Raw genomic sequence first — 18,185 nt, forward strand, 5'->3', positions numbered from 1 at the left:
AATCAGGGGAAAACTTCCGGGGAAGAAATTAGGAAACACCACCCAGACGGGCGTATTCTAAAATTGACTGGCTAAGAGCATCGCGATCATCGCGGGTGAGATAATAATTCTGGCCGCCGATATCATTAAGAAACCGCAGTAGGGCAAGACAAGCGGACTCTAGATCCGCCCGGTGTCGGGCAGCCGCTAAAGCTTGTTCAGAGGTGGCATAAACTAGGCGATTGCTAATTCCTTCCCTGCCATCCACTCGCCAACATTGAAAAGAATAACCCTGCATTTCTGCGCTCAATTCAATCTGCCAACCGTGATAGTCAAATCGCGTGTAAATCATTTCAAGCAGCCCCTTTTAGGAGAGGAAAGTCACAGGTTTGACCGCTCTGATTGTCTAGAAGCCCTGCACCTGTCTAACTTTCTAATTTAACGGGTGATTATGGAAACCCGCTGCAAACTTCGTGCAGATTTCGTGCAGAAATGATTTTGTCCACTGTCTAAAGGCAGATATTACTTCAAACGATAACCAAGACCGTGAACGGTTTCAATAAAGTCTTCCGGTGCGCCCAGGGATTTTAGCTTCTGACGAAGACCGCGAATATGGGAAGTAACGGTTTCCTCGGCCGGAGAATCGTCCAAAGACCAAACTCGCTCAATAATACCCGATCGACTTAAGACCCGGCGCCCATGGGTAACAAGTAATTCTAAGAGAGCGAATTCCTTGGGGGTGAGGGAAAGAAGTTGACCGTTATAACTGGCCTCGTGGGTACTGGGATTTAACTGCAAACCCCCCCAAGATAATAAAACACTGCTGGTACTGCTACCACGTCGAATCAAGGCCCGAATCCGCGCCATTAATTCGCCCAAATCGAAGGGTTTAGTGACATAATCATCGGCCCCTGCGTCTAATCCGTCGATTTTATCGATTACCGTATCCCTTGCGGTTAATAATAGGACGGGAACGGTGGCATTAGCAAAGACGGGATGATGGGATTCCGCTCGTCGCAGACGTTGACAGAGCAAAGTTCCGCTTAATTTTGGCAGGGTGACATCGAGAACTAAAAGGTCATATTTGCCTAATTCTAGCCAATTCCAGCCTTCTTCTCCGTCTCTAGCCACATCGACAACGTATTGTCGCTCGCTCAAAGCCTCTCGCAAAATCTCGGCTAGTTGCATATCATCTTCTACTACTAAAATTCGCATGGTCTAGAGTTGACACTCCCGCCGTTAAGCTGACGCTGTGACGGGGGATTCTTGATTCACAGAAACCCGCTTTTCGGTACAAGTACCAACGAGTCTTACAGTTTCTCCCCAAGCTTGAAATTCCGACTGTCCATCGGTATTTGTTGACAGTATTCTCATACCTTCTTCCCTTAAATTCTTGGCGGCGTTTTCATCTCTATCGTGCTGCGTCTTACATTCTGGACAAATCCATTCACGAATACTGAGAGTCAACAAATCATTTTTAAATCCACAGCAAGAACAGAGCTTTGTACTCGGATAAAACCTGTCAACTTCTACAAGTTTTCCTCCCTCTCTTTCTAGCTTGTAATCCAAGAAATTAAGCAACATACCAAAACCAGCGTCATGTATTGATTTAGCTAATTTAGTCCTTGCTAACCCTTTAATATTCAGATTCTCGGCTACAACGATTTGGTTTTCATCGCATAACTTTCTGGAGAGTTTATGAAGAAAATCCTGTCTAGTATTTGCTATCTTTTCGTGAACCTTGGCTACCTCCTTAATGGCTTTTTGGCGATTATTAGACCCCTTGGCTTTACGAGACAATGCTTGTTGTCTCCGCTTTAAACGTTTAGCATATTTTCTGGTAGGTTTGATTGGGTCAATCTTGTAGGTTGTTTCACCATCAAAAACCGTAACTAAAGAAGATAAACCTAGGTCTATCCCTGATATTTTTAGTTTTTCAATGGTTGTTGAGTCATCCATCTCAAACAAGATGGCAGCAAAATATTTATCTGTACTGGTTTTAGAAACAGTTACGGATTTAATCTTACCATTTATTACTTGAGAAATCTTAGCTTTTACAACCCCTAATTTAGGTAGCTTAATTCCCTTATTTCTAATTGAACAACTTTCAGGATAACGGATTGATTGTTTTTTGTGCTTACTTTTAAATTTAGGGAATTTTGTTCTTTTTGAGAAGAAGTTCTTAAAAGCAGATTCTAAGTTTTTCAATGATTGCTGCAAGGTAGCGGCAGTAGCCTCAGCTAACCATTCAAAATCCAGTTGTTTCTTGAGTTGGGTAAGGTCTTTTGCCATGTCACAGTAGGTCATTCCTTTACCAGTCTCTAGGTACTGATTGTTAGTTTTATTTAAGTAGTAATTCCAAACAAAACGGACGCAACCAAAGTTTTTAGCTAAGGCTAGTTCCTGTTTTTTGTTTGGGTATATTCTCACTTTTAAAACATTTAACATCAGCCTGACCCCATCTGTGCTATCTTTTCAGTATAACACTTACCGCTTAAATATGTCAAGCTCATACATACCTTGAGAATCAAGCCTTTCCTTATTAGGAAACGCTGTCGCGTTAGTTTAGATTCTGGGGGCAATTCATCTCCCGTTAATTTCTGGTATATTTTTAATTAAGGAGAAATTTAACGGGAGTCCTCTTGCTCCATTTAGATAGAGTAAGCTGGAAATAGCGTCGGTTAACTCCTGATGAATTGGCTCAAACAAGGAAAATGGATTGCGGGAGGTTTCGGGCTAACTGTTTTACTGATGGGAACTATTAGCCTAGTTTCCTATCGCAATACCCTCGCTCTGCGTCAGCGCGCTGCTGAGGTGGAAGTTACCTACGAGATCATCGATAATCTCGCTAATCTTTACGCTAACATGGCGGTGGCCGAATCGGGAAGACGGGGTTATATCAAAACTGGCAGCCCCAGTGAATTAGGCCGTCATCGTCGGGCGATCGCTTTGATGCAATCTAACTGGCAACTCTTGGCTAAACAATTAGAAAACGGCACGGATTTCGAGCGGGAAATGGTGACTCAGATCGGGGATTTAATGTATCGGCGAATTGCTCTATTTAATCAATCGATCGCTACCTATAAATTCGATCGATCCGATGATATTTCTCAAGATGCAATCACGGTTAAAAGTGTCGAAGTCCGGGATAAGTTTCAAAATCTTCTTACCTATTTACAAGCTAGTCAGAAAAGGAATTTAAGAAGTAGCATCGCTAGTTCTAGGGATAGTATTAGCGAAAATTCTCTGTTGGGTTTACTGGGAACTTTTACTAGCTTTGGGATTATTTGCGGAGTTTATTTTTTAGTTTTTTGGCAAGAGAAACGGCGACAAAAAAGTGATGAAATTCACCGGTTATTACTACAGGAAAAAGAACTTTCCGATCTAAAAATTCAGCTTTTTTCTATGATATCCCATGAGTTCCGAACTCCTTTAACCGTGATTCTTTCCGCCTCGCAGTTATTAGAAAATGGCTTAAAAGATGCAGATCAGTCGAGCAGAAAAAACCTATATAGAATCCAGTCTTCTGTCAAACTAATGAATCAATTTTTAACAGATATTTTGATTTTAACAAGGGCAGAATCTGGTAATCTCAGTTGTCGGCTAGAGCCGCTCGATATTGAAGCTTTTTGTTTAAATTTAGTCGAGGATTTTCAATTTATCAATAAAAATAATACCCCGATTAAATTTGTCAGTCAGGGATTGATGATCCGTCCCTATCTAGATGAGAAACTGCTCTACTCGATTTTAAGTAATTTACTCTTAAATGCGATTAAATATTCCCCCACAGGAGCAGGGATTAGTTTGATTTTGTGGAAAGATAGCGATCGCATTGTTTTTCAAGTCCGGGATCACGGGATCGGCATTGCCGAGGAAGATAGAGGCAAGATCTATGAACCCTTTTATCGGGGTCAGAATGTGGAAAATATTATCGGCACGGGATTGGGGTTAGCAGTGGTTAAAAAATGCGTCGAACTCCACCGTGGCGAAATCGCCCTAGATAGCCAAGTGGATAAGGGAACAAGCTTTACCGTCAAACTGCCCATTTCACCCTAGTTCCAGCTTGAGCGGCCCAAAGATTACAAAATTTAACTTTCTTTCTTCCGAAATGGGACGAAAGCAACGGAGAATTTTTATCGCAGCTGGAATTAGTCCAGAATCAACTCACTCCGGGTTGATGGCATCGAAATTTTAGGCAAAAATAGGGCTTTTACCGCCCAAAAAGCCTATATTTTCGCTATTTCCCCCCCAGTTGACCCCTGATTTTTGCAGCAGGTTGACTCTCCTGGGGAACTGGTCACGGTTTCCTGATAGGATAAGGTGACTTGGGATTAACTTATGGTGTTGAAAATATGTCTCTAAAACCTTACATTTCTCGCTTATTAGCTTTGGTTCTCGTCCTGGTCATCGGATTGATGGGTTGTTCTAGTAGTTCAGGGTTAACGGGCAATTATGGACAGGATACCCTGACGGTGATTGAAACTTTAACCACAGCCCTTGATGTGGTCAAAGATGACCCGAATAAAGCGGCAGTTGAGTCGCAAGCAAAGGAACAAATCAACGATTACATCTCCCTCTACCGACGAGATAAAAAATCCGGGGGTTTGCGTTCTTTCACTACAATGCAAACAGCCTTAAACTCTCTGGCAGGTTATTATACCGCCTACGGTTCCCGTCCCATCCCCGACAAACTCAAACAACGTTTAAAACAAGAATTTAAACAGGTGCAATTCTCTCTCCAGAAAGGAATTTAAATACAGTTATCAGTTATCAGTTATCAGTTACCAGTTATCAAACTCGACCGAATATTATAAGCTGTACTGAATTTAAACTGCGTATTAGAAATTTTAGTACAAATGCTCGAACTTCCTCTCCCTGCTTCCAACTCCGGCACTCCAGTGCAGTCTTAACGAGTAATTTAGATAGTCAACAGATTGGTGGGATTGTTAAGTGACAGGTATTAGGTGCGAGTAACAGTGCTGTCTTTTCCCTGATGACTGATGACTGATTACTGTTGACTGAAATGACTCCTGTAAAAATCAGACCAAATCCGGTTAGACTAGAAATACAAAGCGTATTATAAAAAACTACAAAATTGATTCAAGACGAAACCCTAGAATTATTGGAATGGCCGCGGCTATGTCAACACCTAGCTACTTTTGCAGCGACTAAACTAGGTGCGATCGCGATTCGTCAATTGCCCTTACCAGAAAGCAAAGAGGAAAGTTTAAACCTACTCTGCCAAACCAAAGAAGTTTATAGCTTAGAACAAAAATTAGATAGTCGTCTTTCCTTTGATGGGATTAGCGACATCGGTGATGCCCTAGAAAGGGCGCATCTGGGGGGTTTATTATCGGGACAGGAACTTTTAAATATTGCCACGACTTTAGCCGGAGTGCGACGTTTACGGCGTTTAATTGACGAACAGGAAGATATACCGGTTTTAAAAGAGTTAGTAGCGGAAATTCGCACCTATCCAGAGATAGAACAGGAAATACACCGTTGTATCGATGAAGATGGCCGGATATCCGATCGCGCTAGTCCCCAATTACGCGAAATTCGGGGACAAATGAAGGTGATTAGAGAGCGAATTTACCGCAAATTACAGGATATCATGCAAAAACAGGGCGGTGCTATCCAAGAAGCAGTCATTACCCAAAGAAGCGAGCGCTGGGTGATTCCCGTCAAAGCATCGCAAAAAGAGCAAATACCGGGGATAATTCACGATACTTCCAGCACAGGGGCGACTTTTTACATTGAACCTCACTCTATCGTTGACCAAGGCAATCAACTACGGCAATATCGTCGTCTGGAACAAATCGAAGAAGAAAAAATCCTGCGACAGTTAAGTAATCTGATCGCCGAAGCTTTTGAAGACTTAGAATATTTACTAGCGATCGCTACTAGGCTCGATCTGGCCACCGCCAGGGCCCGTTACAGTTTATGGTTAGAGGGTAATCCCCCCCACTTTATCGATGGTTCGGAAACGATTACTTTACGGAATTTGCGTCATCCTTTGCTCTGGTGGCAAAAACACCATGAACAGGGGGGGGAGGTCATACCAATAAATGTGCAGATTAGCCCAGAAATTCGCGTTGTTGCCATCACCGGACCAAATACCGGCGGAAAAACCGTTACTTTAAAAACCCTCGGATTAGCGGCTTTAATGGCGAAAGCGGGCTTGTTTATTCCAGCGCGGGAACCGGTAGAGATACCCTGGTTCGATCAGGTTTTAGCCGATATCGGCGATGAACAGTCTTTGCAACAGAGTTTATCAACTTTTTCGGGTCACATTCGCCGGATTGTCCGCATTTTAGCGGCTTTAAATTCTCGTTCCTTGGTTTTACTCGATGAGGTGGGAGCCGGTACGGATCCGGCCGAGGGAAGTCCTTTAGCGATCGCTATTTTACAATACCTCGCCGATCATAGTTTACTGACGGTGGCTACCACTCACTACGGGGAATTAAAAGCGTTAAAGTATCGAGATTCTCGCTTTGAAAATGCCTCGGTAGAGTTTGATGATCGCACCCTTTCCCCCACTTATCGACTATTATGGGGCATTCCGGGCCGTTCTAATGCTTTAACTATTGCCCAGCGTTTGGGATTAAGTGCCGAAATTGTGGCCGAAGCGAGAAATCATCTGGGGGGGTTATCGGAGGAGATAAATCAAGTAATTGCTGGTTTGGAAGCGCAAAGACGGGAACAGGAGTCAAAAGCTAAGGAAGCTAGTCAATTACTCCAACAAACGGAGAAATTTTATACAGAAGTTTCTACACGGGCTAATTCTCTACAGGAGAGAGAGCGAGAATTAAAGCGTTATCAGGAGCAGGAGATACAAAAGGCTTTATTATCGGCAAAAGCAGAGATTAATGACGTTATTCGCCGATTGCAAGCAGGAACAAAAACCGGTAGAGATGCCCAAAAAGCCACAGAGGAATTAACTGCGATCGCAGAAAGGTTATTACCAAAAACGGAAAAAACTAAGGTTAATTATCGTCCGCAAGTGGGGGAAAGAGTCCGCTTGCCCAATTTGGGACAAACTGCCGAAGTTTTAGCAATTTCACCGGAATCAGACGAGATTTCCCTGCGTTTCGGTATGATGAAGATGACCCTACCCTTAGATCAGATTGAGTCTTTGGATGGTCAAAAAGTGGAAACTGCGCCAAAACCTGCCAAAAATTTGCCACAAACTCCCACAAAACCCCAGGAGACTCCTTTAATTCGTACTGCTAATAATACCGTCGATATTCGCGGTTCTAGGGTGGCAGAGTCAGAAACGGATATCGAACAGGCGATCATCAGGGCTACCCCATCGGGTATATTATGGATTATTCACGGTAAAGGTACGGGGAAATTGCGTCAAGGTGTTCACGATTTCCTATCCCGTCATCCCCAGGTAAAACGCTTTCAATTAGCACCCCAAAATGAGGGGGGTTCGGGGGTAACTATCGCTTATTTAACTTAGGGTTTTCAGATGTGATACTAAATCCCTTGAGTATAGGCTACATATCAGGGCAGGCACTCATGCAAGGGGCAAGAGGGGGAATAAATAATCAGTCTTTAATAAATCGTGAATTCTTGACCGCAACTATCAAGACTGGCGGTTTTTATTGCCCTAATTGCCAGGTTATCTCTTCACCCGCTCGTAACGGCACCAGTCCAGATTCGGGAAAGGGCAATTCATCGGGAATGCGCCAAGGGGTTTTGTTTAATGTGATTTGTTCCGTATTCCGGGGGAGTTGATAAAAATCTGGCCCGTGAAAGCTGGCGAACCCTTCCAGTTGCTCAAGCGCATCGACGCTCTCAAATGCTTCTGCGTACAACTCTAGGGCGTGCAGAGCCGAATAACAACCCGCGCAGCCACAGGAACTTTCTTTGCTGTAGCGAGAATGGGGCGCACTATCGGTCCCTAGAAAAAACTTGGGATTGCCCGATGTTGCCGCTTGCAAAAGTGCCAAACGATGATCCTCTCGTTTCAAAATCGGCAGGCAATAAAAATGGGGACGAATGCCACCGGTAAAGAGAATGTTTCGGCTAAACAATAAATGTTGGGGCGTAATTGTGGCGGCGACGTTGTTGTTAGCAGATAGAACAAACTTGACCGCATCGGCAGTGGTAATGTGTTCAAAGACGACCCGCAGTTTCGGAAATCTGGTTATCAGTGGGATTAATTGCTTCTCAATGAACACTTTCTCGCGATCGAACACATCAATATCACCATCGGTAACTTCTCCGTGCAGTAGTAGCGGCAGATCCAGCTGCTCCATCGCTGCCAAAACGCGATCGCACCTACGAAGGTCCGTCACCCCCAAGTCGGAATTAGTTGTGGCACCGGCCGGGTAGTATTTCACCGCTTTGACAAACTGGGAGGCTTTTGCCGCCATAATTTCTTCGGGACTGGTATTATCGGTGAGATAGAGGGTCATCAATGGCTCGAACTGTTGACCCTCTGGAACTGCTGCCAGAATGCGATCGCGGTAGGCGGCGGCATCGGCCACGGAGCGCACTGGGGGCTTTAAATTCGGCATGATAATGGCACGGGCAAACTGACGCACCGTATGGGGTAGAACCGCTTTCAGTGCCGCACCGTCGCGGAGATGAAGGTGCCAGTCGTCGGGTCGAGTGATTGTGAGTCTTCGCATTGTTCCATCATACAACGGTTAGGAATCCCAGCGCCACAACTAAACACAAGAGAGAAGTCAATCTTCGGTCAGGGAATCAATTCCCTATTTCAGCAGTCAAGTCGGTTTTAACTAATAAGCTGCCGCGCATCTAAATTGGTCTATATCTATAAGAGAAGGCTGGATCTGCGCTATTTATTTCTCTTTTTTTCATAAATTCAATTGGCGTACAAGTGAATTACTTAAGACTAGATATGATTACCAAAAATCTAATCTCTCTTTTAGTTTTTACCTCAGATGTAGCCGATGAAAACATTCAAATAATGACAGGAGTGAGTCAAACTTTACAGTCTAATCCCAATGGTAATAGTCCTAAAAAACTTCTTGTTAATAATCATTTAACTATCTTTCTTTATGGTTAATTAGTGCCAGAAATAACCAAGATAGAGCAATTTCTTGAATTGCTAATAATTCCACATTAATCAATCCTATCCAAGATTGACTAACGCATCCCCTTGAATATTTTCTTGATCGAGCGGCTTTTCAGTCCCCAAAATCCTTACAATAGGAGATGAAGATAACCTGAAAAGTTGGAGAATATGAATTATCTCATTGCCGTGTTAGCTGATCGCATACAAGCAGAAGAAGCTTCCGTTGCCCTGGAAAAGGCGGGAATTCCCCAATCTCAAGTGACCATTCTCGGTCGCGGCTATAAAAGTGCTGATGAGTTCGGTTTGATCGATCCCTTCCAACAGGCCAAAAAACGGGCTACTCTCATGGCTTTTTGGTTAATTCCCTTCGGTTTTGCCGGCGGCTACCTTTTTAACCTGATTACGGGATTGCATACCTTTGATTGGGCCGGAGAACCGGGCAATCATATCGTCGGCGGCATTGCTGGGGCGATGGGGGGGGCGATGGGCAGTATTTTTGTCGGTGGTGGCGTGGGTTTATCGTCCGGCAGTGGCGATGCACTTCCTTATCGCAATCGTCTCGGTGCGGGAAAATATATTATTATCGTGCAGGGTTCGGAAAACCTGAAAAATCAAGCGACTCTTATCCTGCGTCAATTTAACCCCGAAAATCTGCAAGGATACGCCCTAGAACGGTGAACGGTTATCGGGAATAAGTTATCGGTCATTTGATTTTTTCCTAAGAATTTTTGATTAATTACCAGAAAACAATGTTACCAAGAGAAGAATTACTAAAGGGTGTTGAAAACCGCGAGGAGATAGCGAAAGTTATTGATAAAGCCGAACAAGCGATTAAGACTTGGGAAGTGACGACTACAGACTTTCTTTCTCCTGCGGTTTTAGCGGAAGTGGAACGAGTTTTTCAGCGTTTAACTGATGTGTCAATGCAAAAATGGGGCGGTTATCCCCAAGCAGAAAGACAGCGCCTCGGTATTGCTAGAGTTGATCTACCTTTGACAGTAACAGATATTCCCCTATCTGCCCTTGATATTGCCGGTAATTTTCTTTTTGATACCGCTAACCACCGGGATTTTTTAGGGGCGATGTTGGGGACGGGTATCGTTCGGGAAAAAGTCGGCGATATAATCGTTTTAGGTGAGCGAGGAGCGCAGGCGATTGTAGTGCCTGAATTGGCAGATTTTTTATCTGCTAATTTACTACAAGTGCGTTCGGTTCCAGTGAAAACTAGCCTGATTCCTTTGACGGAATTAAAAGTTAGACCACCGCAAAAAAAAGAAATTAATACCGTGGAAGCTTCCTTACGTTTGGATGCGATCGCATCGGCGGGTTTTGGCATTTCTCGCAGTAAAATGGCCGAGGCAATTAGCGCTGGGGATGTGCGAGTTAACTGGAAAGATATCAGTCAATCTAGTTATAACGTTAAAACCGGTGATTTGATTTCTTTTCGGGGAAAAGGTCGTTTAGAAGTGGGTGAGGTTACTGTGACCAAAAAAGAGCGCTATCGGGTTCATTTAACCAGATTTATTTAGTTTTTTCTGTCTCTAGAATTTGTTATTAGACAGATTAATTGTCATGGCTGAGAATTTCGCCTTAATCGTGCAACTGTGTCAAGTTAGTCCCATCGGTAAACTATTACCGGGGGCGCTTTATGTTCATCGAGAAGCATTACATCAACTGGATCCTATCCTCCAGAATTACGAACAACAAGCAAGAATTAATCAGCATTTATCTGAGGCAACAATAATTAAATTTAGCACCGATAAACCGAAAATATCCTATCTTTTTTATCCCGATTTTGATCGGGAACCTCACCCAGTTTTAACTAAAAGTTTAGTGGTAGATCTGGGGACATTAATCTTAAGTGAATGGAATTATCAAAATGCTGATAATCCGCCTATTTTACACCGAAAAGAAACTTTTGTTACTAGGGACTATCCTTTTTATGAACAATTCGAGCATCTCACAAAAATCGAGAGTGCTTTAGGACTTTTAAACAGTTCTTATCCCATCGGTACTAAACAGGAATGGCAACGACTTTTAAGAAAGCATCACCTTGATTTTGCAGGAGATTATTTAGTTTGTAATCTAGAGGGACAAAAGGAAAAATCGATAATAATTGATCGCCACAAAGCCGCTCTTGTTCGCAAAACCCTTTCTCGTCCAGCAAGATTAGCATTAGCGGCGGGATTATTCCTTCCTGAAACCACTTTTTTTGATTACGGTTGTGGTTATGGAGGTGATATAGAACGCATAGCTGAACAGGGTTATCAAAGTGAAGGTTGGGATCCTTATTATCGTCCCGATAGTCCTTTAATTGAATCTGATATTGTTAATTTAGGCTATGTAATTAATGTTATTGAATCCGCCGAAGAAAGGCAAGAAGCTTTATTAAAAGCTTGGCAATTAACCCGTCAAGTTTTAATTGTTTCAGCACAGATTCTAATTGATGATAGTGAACGGGGTTTAATGGCCTATGAAGATGGAATTATAACCCGTCGCAATACTTTTCAAAAATACTATCAACAGGAAGAACTAAAACAGTATATTGATAGCACTTTGGGGGTTGATTCTATTCCAATAACTTTGGGAATTTATCTGGTTTTTCGAGAGGAGGAAAAAGCCGAAACTTTTCGTTTATCCAGATGTCGTTCCCGCGCTACCACACCTAAAATTAAAACCCATCTCAAACGCTTTGAAGATTACGAAGATTTATTAACTCCACTGATGGAATTTTATACCCAGCAGGGACGTTTACCCGTCGCAGGAGAATTATTACAAGAGGAAGAAATTAAGGCAGAATTTGGCACTTTTAGACGCGCTTTTCAAGTGATTTTACAAGTAACAGAAGGGGAAGAATGGGAGATAATTGCCGACAAAAGACGCGCCGATCTTTTACTTTATTTAGCTTTAAGTCAATTTAGCCACTGTCCGAAAGTACGGGAATTATCCCCCGCTACCCGTGCCGATTTTAAAGCTTTATTTGGCAGTTATCGCAATGCTTGCGCTTTAGCAGAAGAAGTGTTAATAAGTGCGGGAAATCTGCCAGCGATCGCTCGTACTTGTGAAAATAGTTCTTTAGGCAAACTTTCCCGTTATTCCCTAACTATTCATATTAGCGTTCTGGAAAAATTACCGATGTTATTACGCTTATATGAAGGTTGTGCCAGTCAAACTATCGGACGGTTAGAAAATGCTAATGTTATTCGTTTATCCTTTCGTCAACCCAAAATTTCCTATCTCTATTATCCCGATTTTGATACAGAAATCCATCCGATTTTAGCCACTAGCATGGATGTATATTTAGGTTCCGCTGATTTTAGTTTTCGCGATTATCGGGATAGTCCTAATCCGCCAATTTTACACGAAAAAGAGCTTTTAGTAACGGCTGATTATCCCAACTATGATAAATTGGTTCGCTTAACTCAATTAGAAAAGGATTGGGGATTGTTAGAAGATCGAAAAGCGATCGAACGTTTACAGGGTTGGCAAAAATGTTTAGAGGAGCATTGTGCTACAATCAAAGGCCATCAAATTCTGTGGCGAAAAGATGCCGATCCCTATAAAGTTAGGATTTTACGCGCTAAAATTAACGCCAGAAGAAATCAAAATAAGTCTTCCTGAGTAATTAAGTAAAATAGATGAGGTAATTAATTTTATGATGACTACGATTCGGTTGCAAGGATTAGAAGGTTTCGAGTTAAAAGCTAATGATCCTGAACAAAGGATGTTTATTTCTGGGGTTAATTGGCAACAGTACGAAACCCTCTTAAAACATTTAGAAGATAGTTCCAGTTATCGCATTACTTACCTAGATGGAATGGTAGAAATTATGGCTCCTAGTCGTCGTCACGAAGTTAGCAAAAAAAATATCGGTAGATTGGTAGAAGTTTATTTAGAATATGCTGAAATTGATTTCTGGGGATTAGGTTCCACCACTTTGCGAAAACAGGAAAAAGAAGCGGGAAAAGAACCAGATGAATGTTTTTGTTTATTTACAGAAAAAGAGTTTCCTGATTTGGCGATTGAAATCATCTTAACCAGTGGCAGCCTGAAAGTTTTAGAAGTTTATCAAAGATTAGGAACTCAAGAGGTTTGGTTTTGGCAAGATAATCAGTTAAAAATTTATTCTTTGCAAGAGAATGGCGAATATATTTTAATCCCTAAAAGTGCTTTATTACCGGATTTAAATTTAGAATTATTAGCCGAATACGTCAACCATCCTAATCCCCGTCTTGCTGTCAAAGAATTTCGCTTGTGTTTAACAGAAAATTCCCAGTTATCATAACTATTATCTTTCCATGAATTCTCAAGTAAAATTTAACCTATCTATCCTAGGGATATTTGTATTTTCCCTAGGAATAAGATTCTGGAATCTCAGTCAGTTTAATACTCTTGTTTTCGATGAAGTTTACTATGCTAAATACGGCAATGAATATCTAATCGGTAAAGAATTTTTCCAGTCGCACCCACCGTTAAGTCAATATTTAATTGCTATTAGTATCTGGATTGGTTCCCATTTTCCTGCCGATCCTGAAACCATTAATAATTTAACGGGTTCCCTGCGCTCAACTTTTAGTTATCGCTGGTTAAATGCTTTGACTGGTTCTTTTATTCCCCTCATTATCGGCGCAATTGCTTATCAATTAACCCAGAGAAAAACTGTATTTTTAATCACAACTTTTCTCGCCAGTTTAGACGGATTATTTCTGGTGGAATCCCGCTACGCTCTCAATAATATTTACTTAATTTTATTCGGTTTATCTGGACAATTATTTTTTTTATTAGCACTCCAGAAAAATCAGAAACTTAATTGGCTATTATTATCAGGAGTTTCTTTCGGTTTAGCGGCAAATATTAAATGGAATGGCTTAGGATTTTTACTGGGAATATTTATTTTTATCGGTATTGCTTGGTTAATAAAATTATTTAATCAAGAGCAGTCAAAAGATCATCTTTGGACAAAGGCAACTAACCTGAGATTAGAGGACATTTTTATCGCCTTAATTGTCTTTCCTCTTATTACCTATAGTTTGCTGTGGATACCTCATCTTCTCGTCAACCATCAATATAATTTTTGGCAAGTACATCAAGAAATTTGGTCATTTCATCAGAGAATCAAGGGTAATCAATCTGATGTTCATCCCTATTGTTCTCCTTGGTATAGTTGGTTAGTAATGGGGCGACCTGTGGCTTATTATTTTAAGAGAGTAGGTGATAAAATTTATGATGTTCACGCGATGGGAAATCCGTTGTTATGGTGGTTTTCTACGATAGCGATTCTAGTGGTTTTTAGTCGATTATTTAACCGAAAAGAGCGAGTAATTTCTGCCTATCTTATCTGTAACTATATTGCTAATCTGCTGCCCTGGTTAAAAATTAGTCGCTGTACCTTTCTCTATCATTATATGGCTGCCTATAGTTTCACTTGGATTGCTCTAGCTTGGCTCTTAGCCGATGGTTTAGAAAGTTCCAGTCCTATTTATAAAAATGGCTCGCGCTCGCTGATAATTTTGATAACTTTTGCTTTTATTCATTGGCTACCAATTTATTTAGGCATTCCCCTGTCAGTGCGGGATTATTATCTGAGAATGATTTTTCCCAATTGGATTTAGGATGAAATTAGCACCAAAAACTGATACAATAAAATCATGATAAAAAGCGATCGCATGAGTTATGGGTAAACAAAGAATCTTATCTGGTGTGCAACCAACTGGCAATTTACATTTAGGCAATTATCTAGGTGCGATCCGCAATTGGGTGGAGGGACAACAAGACTACGATAATTTCTTTTGTGTGGTCGATTTACACGCGATCACCGTTCCCCATAATCCCGCCACTCTTGCGGAGGATACTTTAGCAATTGCCGCTTTATATTTAGCCTGCGGAATTGATTTAGAATACGCGACTATCTTTGTCCAATCCCACGTTAAAGCTCATACAGAATTAACTTGGTTATTGAATTGTATCACCCCTTTAAATTGGTTAACCGATATGATTCAATTTAAAGAAAAAGCAATTAAACAGGGGGAAAATGTTGGCACGGGGTTACTCGATTATCCCGTACTAATGGCTGCCGATATTCTACTCTACGATGCCGATAAAGTACCTGTGGGAGAAGATCAAAAACAACATTTAGAATTAACCCGCGATATAGCTGTTAGAATTAATCATCTTTTTGGGCAACCGAAACAACCAATTTTAAAACTTCCTGATCCGATGATCCGCAAGGAAGGAGCGCGGGTGATGAGTTTAACCGATGGCCGGAATAAAATGTCTAAATCCGATCCTTCCGAGATGAGTCGGATTAATATTCTCGATAGTCCCGATGTCATTGCCAAGAAAATTAAACGCTGTAAAACCGATCTAGTTAAGGGTTTAACTTTCGATGATCCAGAACGTCCCGAATGCTATAATTTATTAACTCTCTATAGCATTTTATCGGGAAAAAGTCAAGAGGTGGTCGCAGCAGAATGTGCAGATTTAGGTTGGGGACAATTTAAACCGATGTTAACAGAAGTCACCATAGAATCTCTGCAACCTATTCAGGAAAAATACACCGAAATTAGAGAGGATAAAGATTATTTAGCTACAGTTTTACGGCAAGGTCGTCTCAAAGCAGAAGCGGTAGCCAATCAAACTCTCGATCGAGTCAAAAATGCCATGGGTTATTTACCACCATTTTAGGGATAATTTTCGGGTGCATCTGATAATTATCCAATCTACTCAGTTGAGATTTTTCAAGGAAAACTCGCTGCTTTATCAGTCAATCTTTAACTCTTGGTGGGGTTTTACCCCCCCCATCCAGGGTAAGGGAAGGAGAATGATTACAAAAGTTATTAAATTAAGCACAACTCCAGTGATATTTTGGTAAAATAAGGGCATAATTAAAACTATCAAAATACTTACCTGTCCTTTGAGATTATGGTTGTAGAGTCCCAGCGGAAACAAAAAAAACTATCGTCTAGGGAAGATGAGTCTCGTCCAATTGCCAGCAAGGAACAAAACTCTTATCTAGCAGAGGGAATTGTTGATCATCAATCAACTCAGATTGCTCCTTCCTCCTTACTACAGCCATTTTCTCCAGAGTTAGAAAAAGATAGAGCCAACAAATTTAATTTTCTTAAAGAAATTCTGGTTAGTCATCTTGGTCAACCTTTTTACTCGGACAACGGCTTTATTCTTTATCAAGGAGATGCTACAAACTTTTTGTCTAAACTATCTCATAGTCACATAAAAATTGACCTCACTGTTACATCACCACCTTATAATATTGGCAAAGAATATGAACGAGTTCTTTCAATCAATGACTATGTTGATTGGTGTGCTAATTGGCTGCGGCAAATTTATCAGATTACTCAAGATAACGGCGCTTTGTGGCTAAATGTTGGTTATTTAGAAGTACCAGAAAAGGGATTATGTGTTCCGATTCCCTATCTTCTTTGGGATAAGTCTCCCTTTTATCTTTTACAAGAAATTGTCTGGAAATATGGGGCAGGTGTTTCTACAAAAAATCGTCTTAGTCCTCGCAATGAAAAATGGCTTTTTTATCTCAAAAATTGCCAAGAATATACTTTTAACTTAGACAATATTCGTGACCCTAACGTTAAGTATCCCAATCAAAAGAAAAATGGTAAATATCGTTGTAATCCCCTCGGTAAAAATCCTTCTGATGTGTGGGAAGTTTCTAAAGTCACTACAGGAGAAAAGCGCAGTTCTAAGGAAAGAACCGGACATCCCGCACAATTTCCTTTAGCAATTGTCGAGAGAATTATACAAGCTTCATCTAATCCGGTAGAAATAATTCTTGATCCCTTTGCCGGTTCTTGTTCTACAGGAATAGCGGCCTTGGGATTAGGAAGAATTTTTGTGGGTTTTGAAATTCGACCAGACTATTGCGAGATAGCTGCAGAGAGATTTAAAAGATTTAAAAAAGAAAGAAGCAATACTTATATCCAAGGCTCATTATTCTAGATTTTTCGATACAATTGGAGCAATTTATAGTTTTCTACGTCAGAGGAAAGACGCGATTGTTGACCTGTAGCTGCCTTTTGCCCAATCCAATCCCCAGAATCAATCCAACCGAAACGAATTAGTTTAATCTGAGGATTAGTAGTATTAGAAAACTTCTCAAAGTTAACTGCTAAATAGTATCCAGACTTACCTTTTTTGCTGTTATTAGAATTTTGAGCATAGCTTCTATTGCCATATATATGTCTAGGATCAGAGGAGGTTTTGACTTCAATTGAAAAAAAGTCATCAGGTATATAGACAATATCTTTATCAGATATACTGATATCTCCTCTCCAGAAATCGGGATATTTTGCTTTTAGTTCTAAAGGAATTAATTGATGAATAGAAAACCCATAATTTGAGGTTTAGGGAAGATATCCCTACCAATTCTAAAACCTTTTGTACCTAACTGAGAATTAAAAATTGATTGCCAAGATGTTAAAACAACATCAACAATTGCATCGGTAGATAGGGGATGTCTTTCCACAAGTCGTTGGGTGATAGATAACCAATTACTAGGAGAGAAATCTGCATAGGGAGAATTCATCTATAGTTTTTTTCCGGCGTTATTGGATACAGTAACTAATATTAACGCAACCACCTCCCCCTATCCCAACACCTAATACTAAATTCTGTTTAAAAGGTATAGGAGAGTGGGGAACGCTGGATCAGGGAGCAGGGAAAAACAATCCATAACTTGGGAGTTAATCATAGTATTAAAAACGGATTTAGTATGATTAGCCTTTTTAAACTTGTTTTCGCAGTTTCAATCCTTGAAAATGCGATCGCCAATAAAAGTAGCAGAGTCCGGCAGTTACCCCAAGACTAAGAATTGTTATCCCCGTGGGAATTTCCAACATACCCGACTCGGTTGCTGATATGTTGTAGGATTGTAATAAGAGGATTTTTTTCCTGAAAAATTGTCATATTTGAGGTTTTGATTATGCCTTATACAAATGAAGAAGGTGGACGCTTAAATAATTTCGCCGCCGAACCGAAAGTTTATCAAGCGGATCCCCCCACTAAATCGCAACAACGTAATTATCTTTTCTGGGGTGTTGCTGCGATCACACTTGTCGGTGGACTGTTAGCCGTCGCTTTTTACGCATCTCAAGCTGGCTAAAATTTAGTCCCTCGTAGTTGC

The 18,185-nt window shown here is 41.0% G+C and carries 15 protein-coding genes and 1 pseudogene; 11 read left to right on the forward strand and 5 right to left on the reverse strand.

The annotated features are described in order from the left end of the window. Positions 1-28 precede the first annotated feature (28 nt). The 3 genes from ACQY1Y_RS14000 to ACQY1Y_RS14010 form a co-directional block, all read right to left on the reverse strand. Positions 29-331: a hypothetical protein gene (locus tag ACQY1Y_RS14000; RefSeq protein WP_430012972.1), complete on the reverse strand. Its 303-nt coding sequence runs from the start codon at positions 329-331 to the stop codon at positions 29-31. Positions 332-501: 170 nt separating this feature from the next. Further along, positions 502-1,194: a response regulator transcription factor gene (locus tag ACQY1Y_RS14005; protein WP_430012973.1), complete on the reverse strand. Its 693-nt coding sequence runs from the start codon at positions 1,192-1,194 to the stop codon at positions 502-504. Between the two features lie 24 nt (positions 1,195-1,218). Then, entirely contained in the window at positions 1,219-2,427 is a 1,209-nt protein-coding gene (locus tag ACQY1Y_RS14010) for an RNA-guided endonuclease InsQ/TnpB family protein (protein WP_046660969.1), read from the reverse strand. 243 nt (positions 2,428-2,670) lie between these two features. Between ACQY1Y_RS14010 and ACQY1Y_RS14015 the strand changes: the two genes are divergently transcribed. The 3 genes from ACQY1Y_RS14015 to ACQY1Y_RS14025 all read left to right on the forward strand — a co-directional run bounded on the left by ACQY1Y_RS14015 (position 2,671) and on the right by ACQY1Y_RS14025 (position 7,444). Then, positions 2,671-4,035 carry a sensor histidine kinase gene (locus ACQY1Y_RS14015; protein ID WP_430012974.1) on the forward strand — a complete coding sequence of 455 codons (1,365 nt, stop codon included), beginning with the start codon at positions 2,671-2,673 and terminating at the stop codon, positions 4,033-4,035. A gap of 296 nt (positions 4,036-4,331) precedes the next feature. After that, the gene (psb27, locus tag ACQY1Y_RS14020) at positions 4,332-4,733 is read left to right on the forward strand and encodes a photosystem II protein Psb27 (protein WP_104396655.1); all 402 of its coding nucleotides are present in this window, start codon (positions 4,332-4,334) and stop codon (positions 4,731-4,733) included. 341 nt (positions 4,734-5,074) lie between these two features. Beyond that, complete coding sequence (locus ACQY1Y_RS14025) at positions 5,075-7,444, forward strand: endonuclease MutS2 (protein ID WP_430012975.1); 2,370 nt, start codon at positions 5,075-5,077, stop codon at positions 7,442-7,444. Between the two features lie 142 nt (positions 7,445-7,586). Here ACQY1Y_RS14025 and pyrC read toward each other — a convergent pair whose 3' ends face one another. Further along, on the reverse strand, positions 7,587-8,621 hold the full coding sequence (pyrC, locus tag ACQY1Y_RS14030) for a dihydroorotase (RefSeq protein WP_002732640.1): 1,035 nt from the start codon (positions 8,619-8,621) through the stop codon (positions 7,587-7,589). A gap of 578 nt (positions 8,622-9,199) precedes the next feature. On the opposite strand from pyrC, the gene ACQY1Y_RS14035 reads away from it, so the two are divergent. The 7 genes from ACQY1Y_RS14035 (at position 9,200) to ACQY1Y_RS14065 (ending at position 17,002) form a co-directional block, all read left to right on the forward strand. Next, the gene (locus ACQY1Y_RS14035) at positions 9,200-9,709 is read left to right on the forward strand and encodes a hypothetical protein (protein WP_002732892.1); all 510 of its coding nucleotides are present in this window, start codon (positions 9,200-9,202) and stop codon (positions 9,707-9,709) included. A 71-nt stretch (positions 9,710-9,780) separates the two neighbouring features. Then, on the forward strand, positions 9,781-10,560 hold the full coding sequence (locus ACQY1Y_RS14040; RefSeq protein WP_002733167.1) for a photosystem II S4 domain protein: 780 nt from the start codon (positions 9,781-9,783) through the stop codon (positions 10,558-10,560). Between the two features lie 43 nt (positions 10,561-10,603). Further along, complete coding sequence (locus ACQY1Y_RS14045) at positions 10,604-12,652, forward strand: DNA phosphorothioation-associated putative methyltransferase (RefSeq protein WP_430012976.1); 2,049 nt, start codon at positions 10,604-10,606, stop codon at positions 12,650-12,652. 34 nt (positions 12,653-12,686) lie between these two features. Continuing rightward, positions 12,687-13,316 (forward strand): Uma2 family endonuclease, encoded by a 630-nt coding sequence (locus ACQY1Y_RS14050; RefSeq protein ID WP_002775524.1) that lies wholly within the window; start codon positions 12,687-12,689, stop codon positions 13,314-13,316. Between the two features lie 13 nt (positions 13,317-13,329). After that, complete coding sequence (locus ACQY1Y_RS14055) at positions 13,330-14,643, forward strand: dolichyl-phosphate-mannose--protein mannosyltransferase (protein ID WP_002732128.1); 1,314 nt, start codon at positions 13,330-13,332, stop codon at positions 14,641-14,643. A gap of 61 nt (positions 14,644-14,704) precedes the next feature. After that, on the forward strand, positions 14,705-15,715 hold the full coding sequence (gene trpS, locus ACQY1Y_RS14060) for a tryptophan--tRNA ligase (RefSeq protein ID WP_069474619.1): 1,011 nt from the start codon (positions 14,705-14,707) through the stop codon (positions 15,713-15,715). A 237-nt stretch (positions 15,716-15,952) separates the two neighbouring features. Further along, positions 15,953-17,002, forward strand: a complete 1,050-nt coding sequence (locus ACQY1Y_RS14065) for a DNA-methyltransferase (protein ID WP_430012977.1) — start codon at positions 15,953-15,955, stop codon at positions 17,000-17,002. On the opposite strand, the pseudogene ACQY1Y_RS14070 reads toward ACQY1Y_RS14065, so the two are convergent. Further along, positions 16,999-17,588: pseudogene (locus ACQY1Y_RS14070) on the reverse strand (ScaI family restriction endonuclease). The gene ACQY1Y_RS14065 and the pseudogene ACQY1Y_RS14070 sit on opposite strands and share 4 nt — an antisense overlap. Positions 17,589-17,984: 396 nt before the next feature. On the opposite strand from ACQY1Y_RS14070, the gene psb34 reads away from it, so the two are divergent. Next, on the forward strand, positions 17,985-18,164 hold the full coding sequence (gene psb34 / locus ACQY1Y_RS14075) for a photosystem II assembly protein Psb34 (protein ID WP_002732326.1): 180 nt from the start codon (positions 17,985-17,987) through the stop codon (positions 18,162-18,164). The last annotated feature ends 21 nt before the right edge of the window (positions 18,165-18,185 follow it).

This window comes from Microcystis ichthyoblabe FBCC-A1114, from assembly GCF_050500245.1.
GTDB classification, from domain to species: domain Bacteria; phylum Cyanobacteriota; class Cyanobacteriia; order Cyanobacteriales; family Microcystaceae; genus Microcystis; species Microcystis ichthyoblabe_A.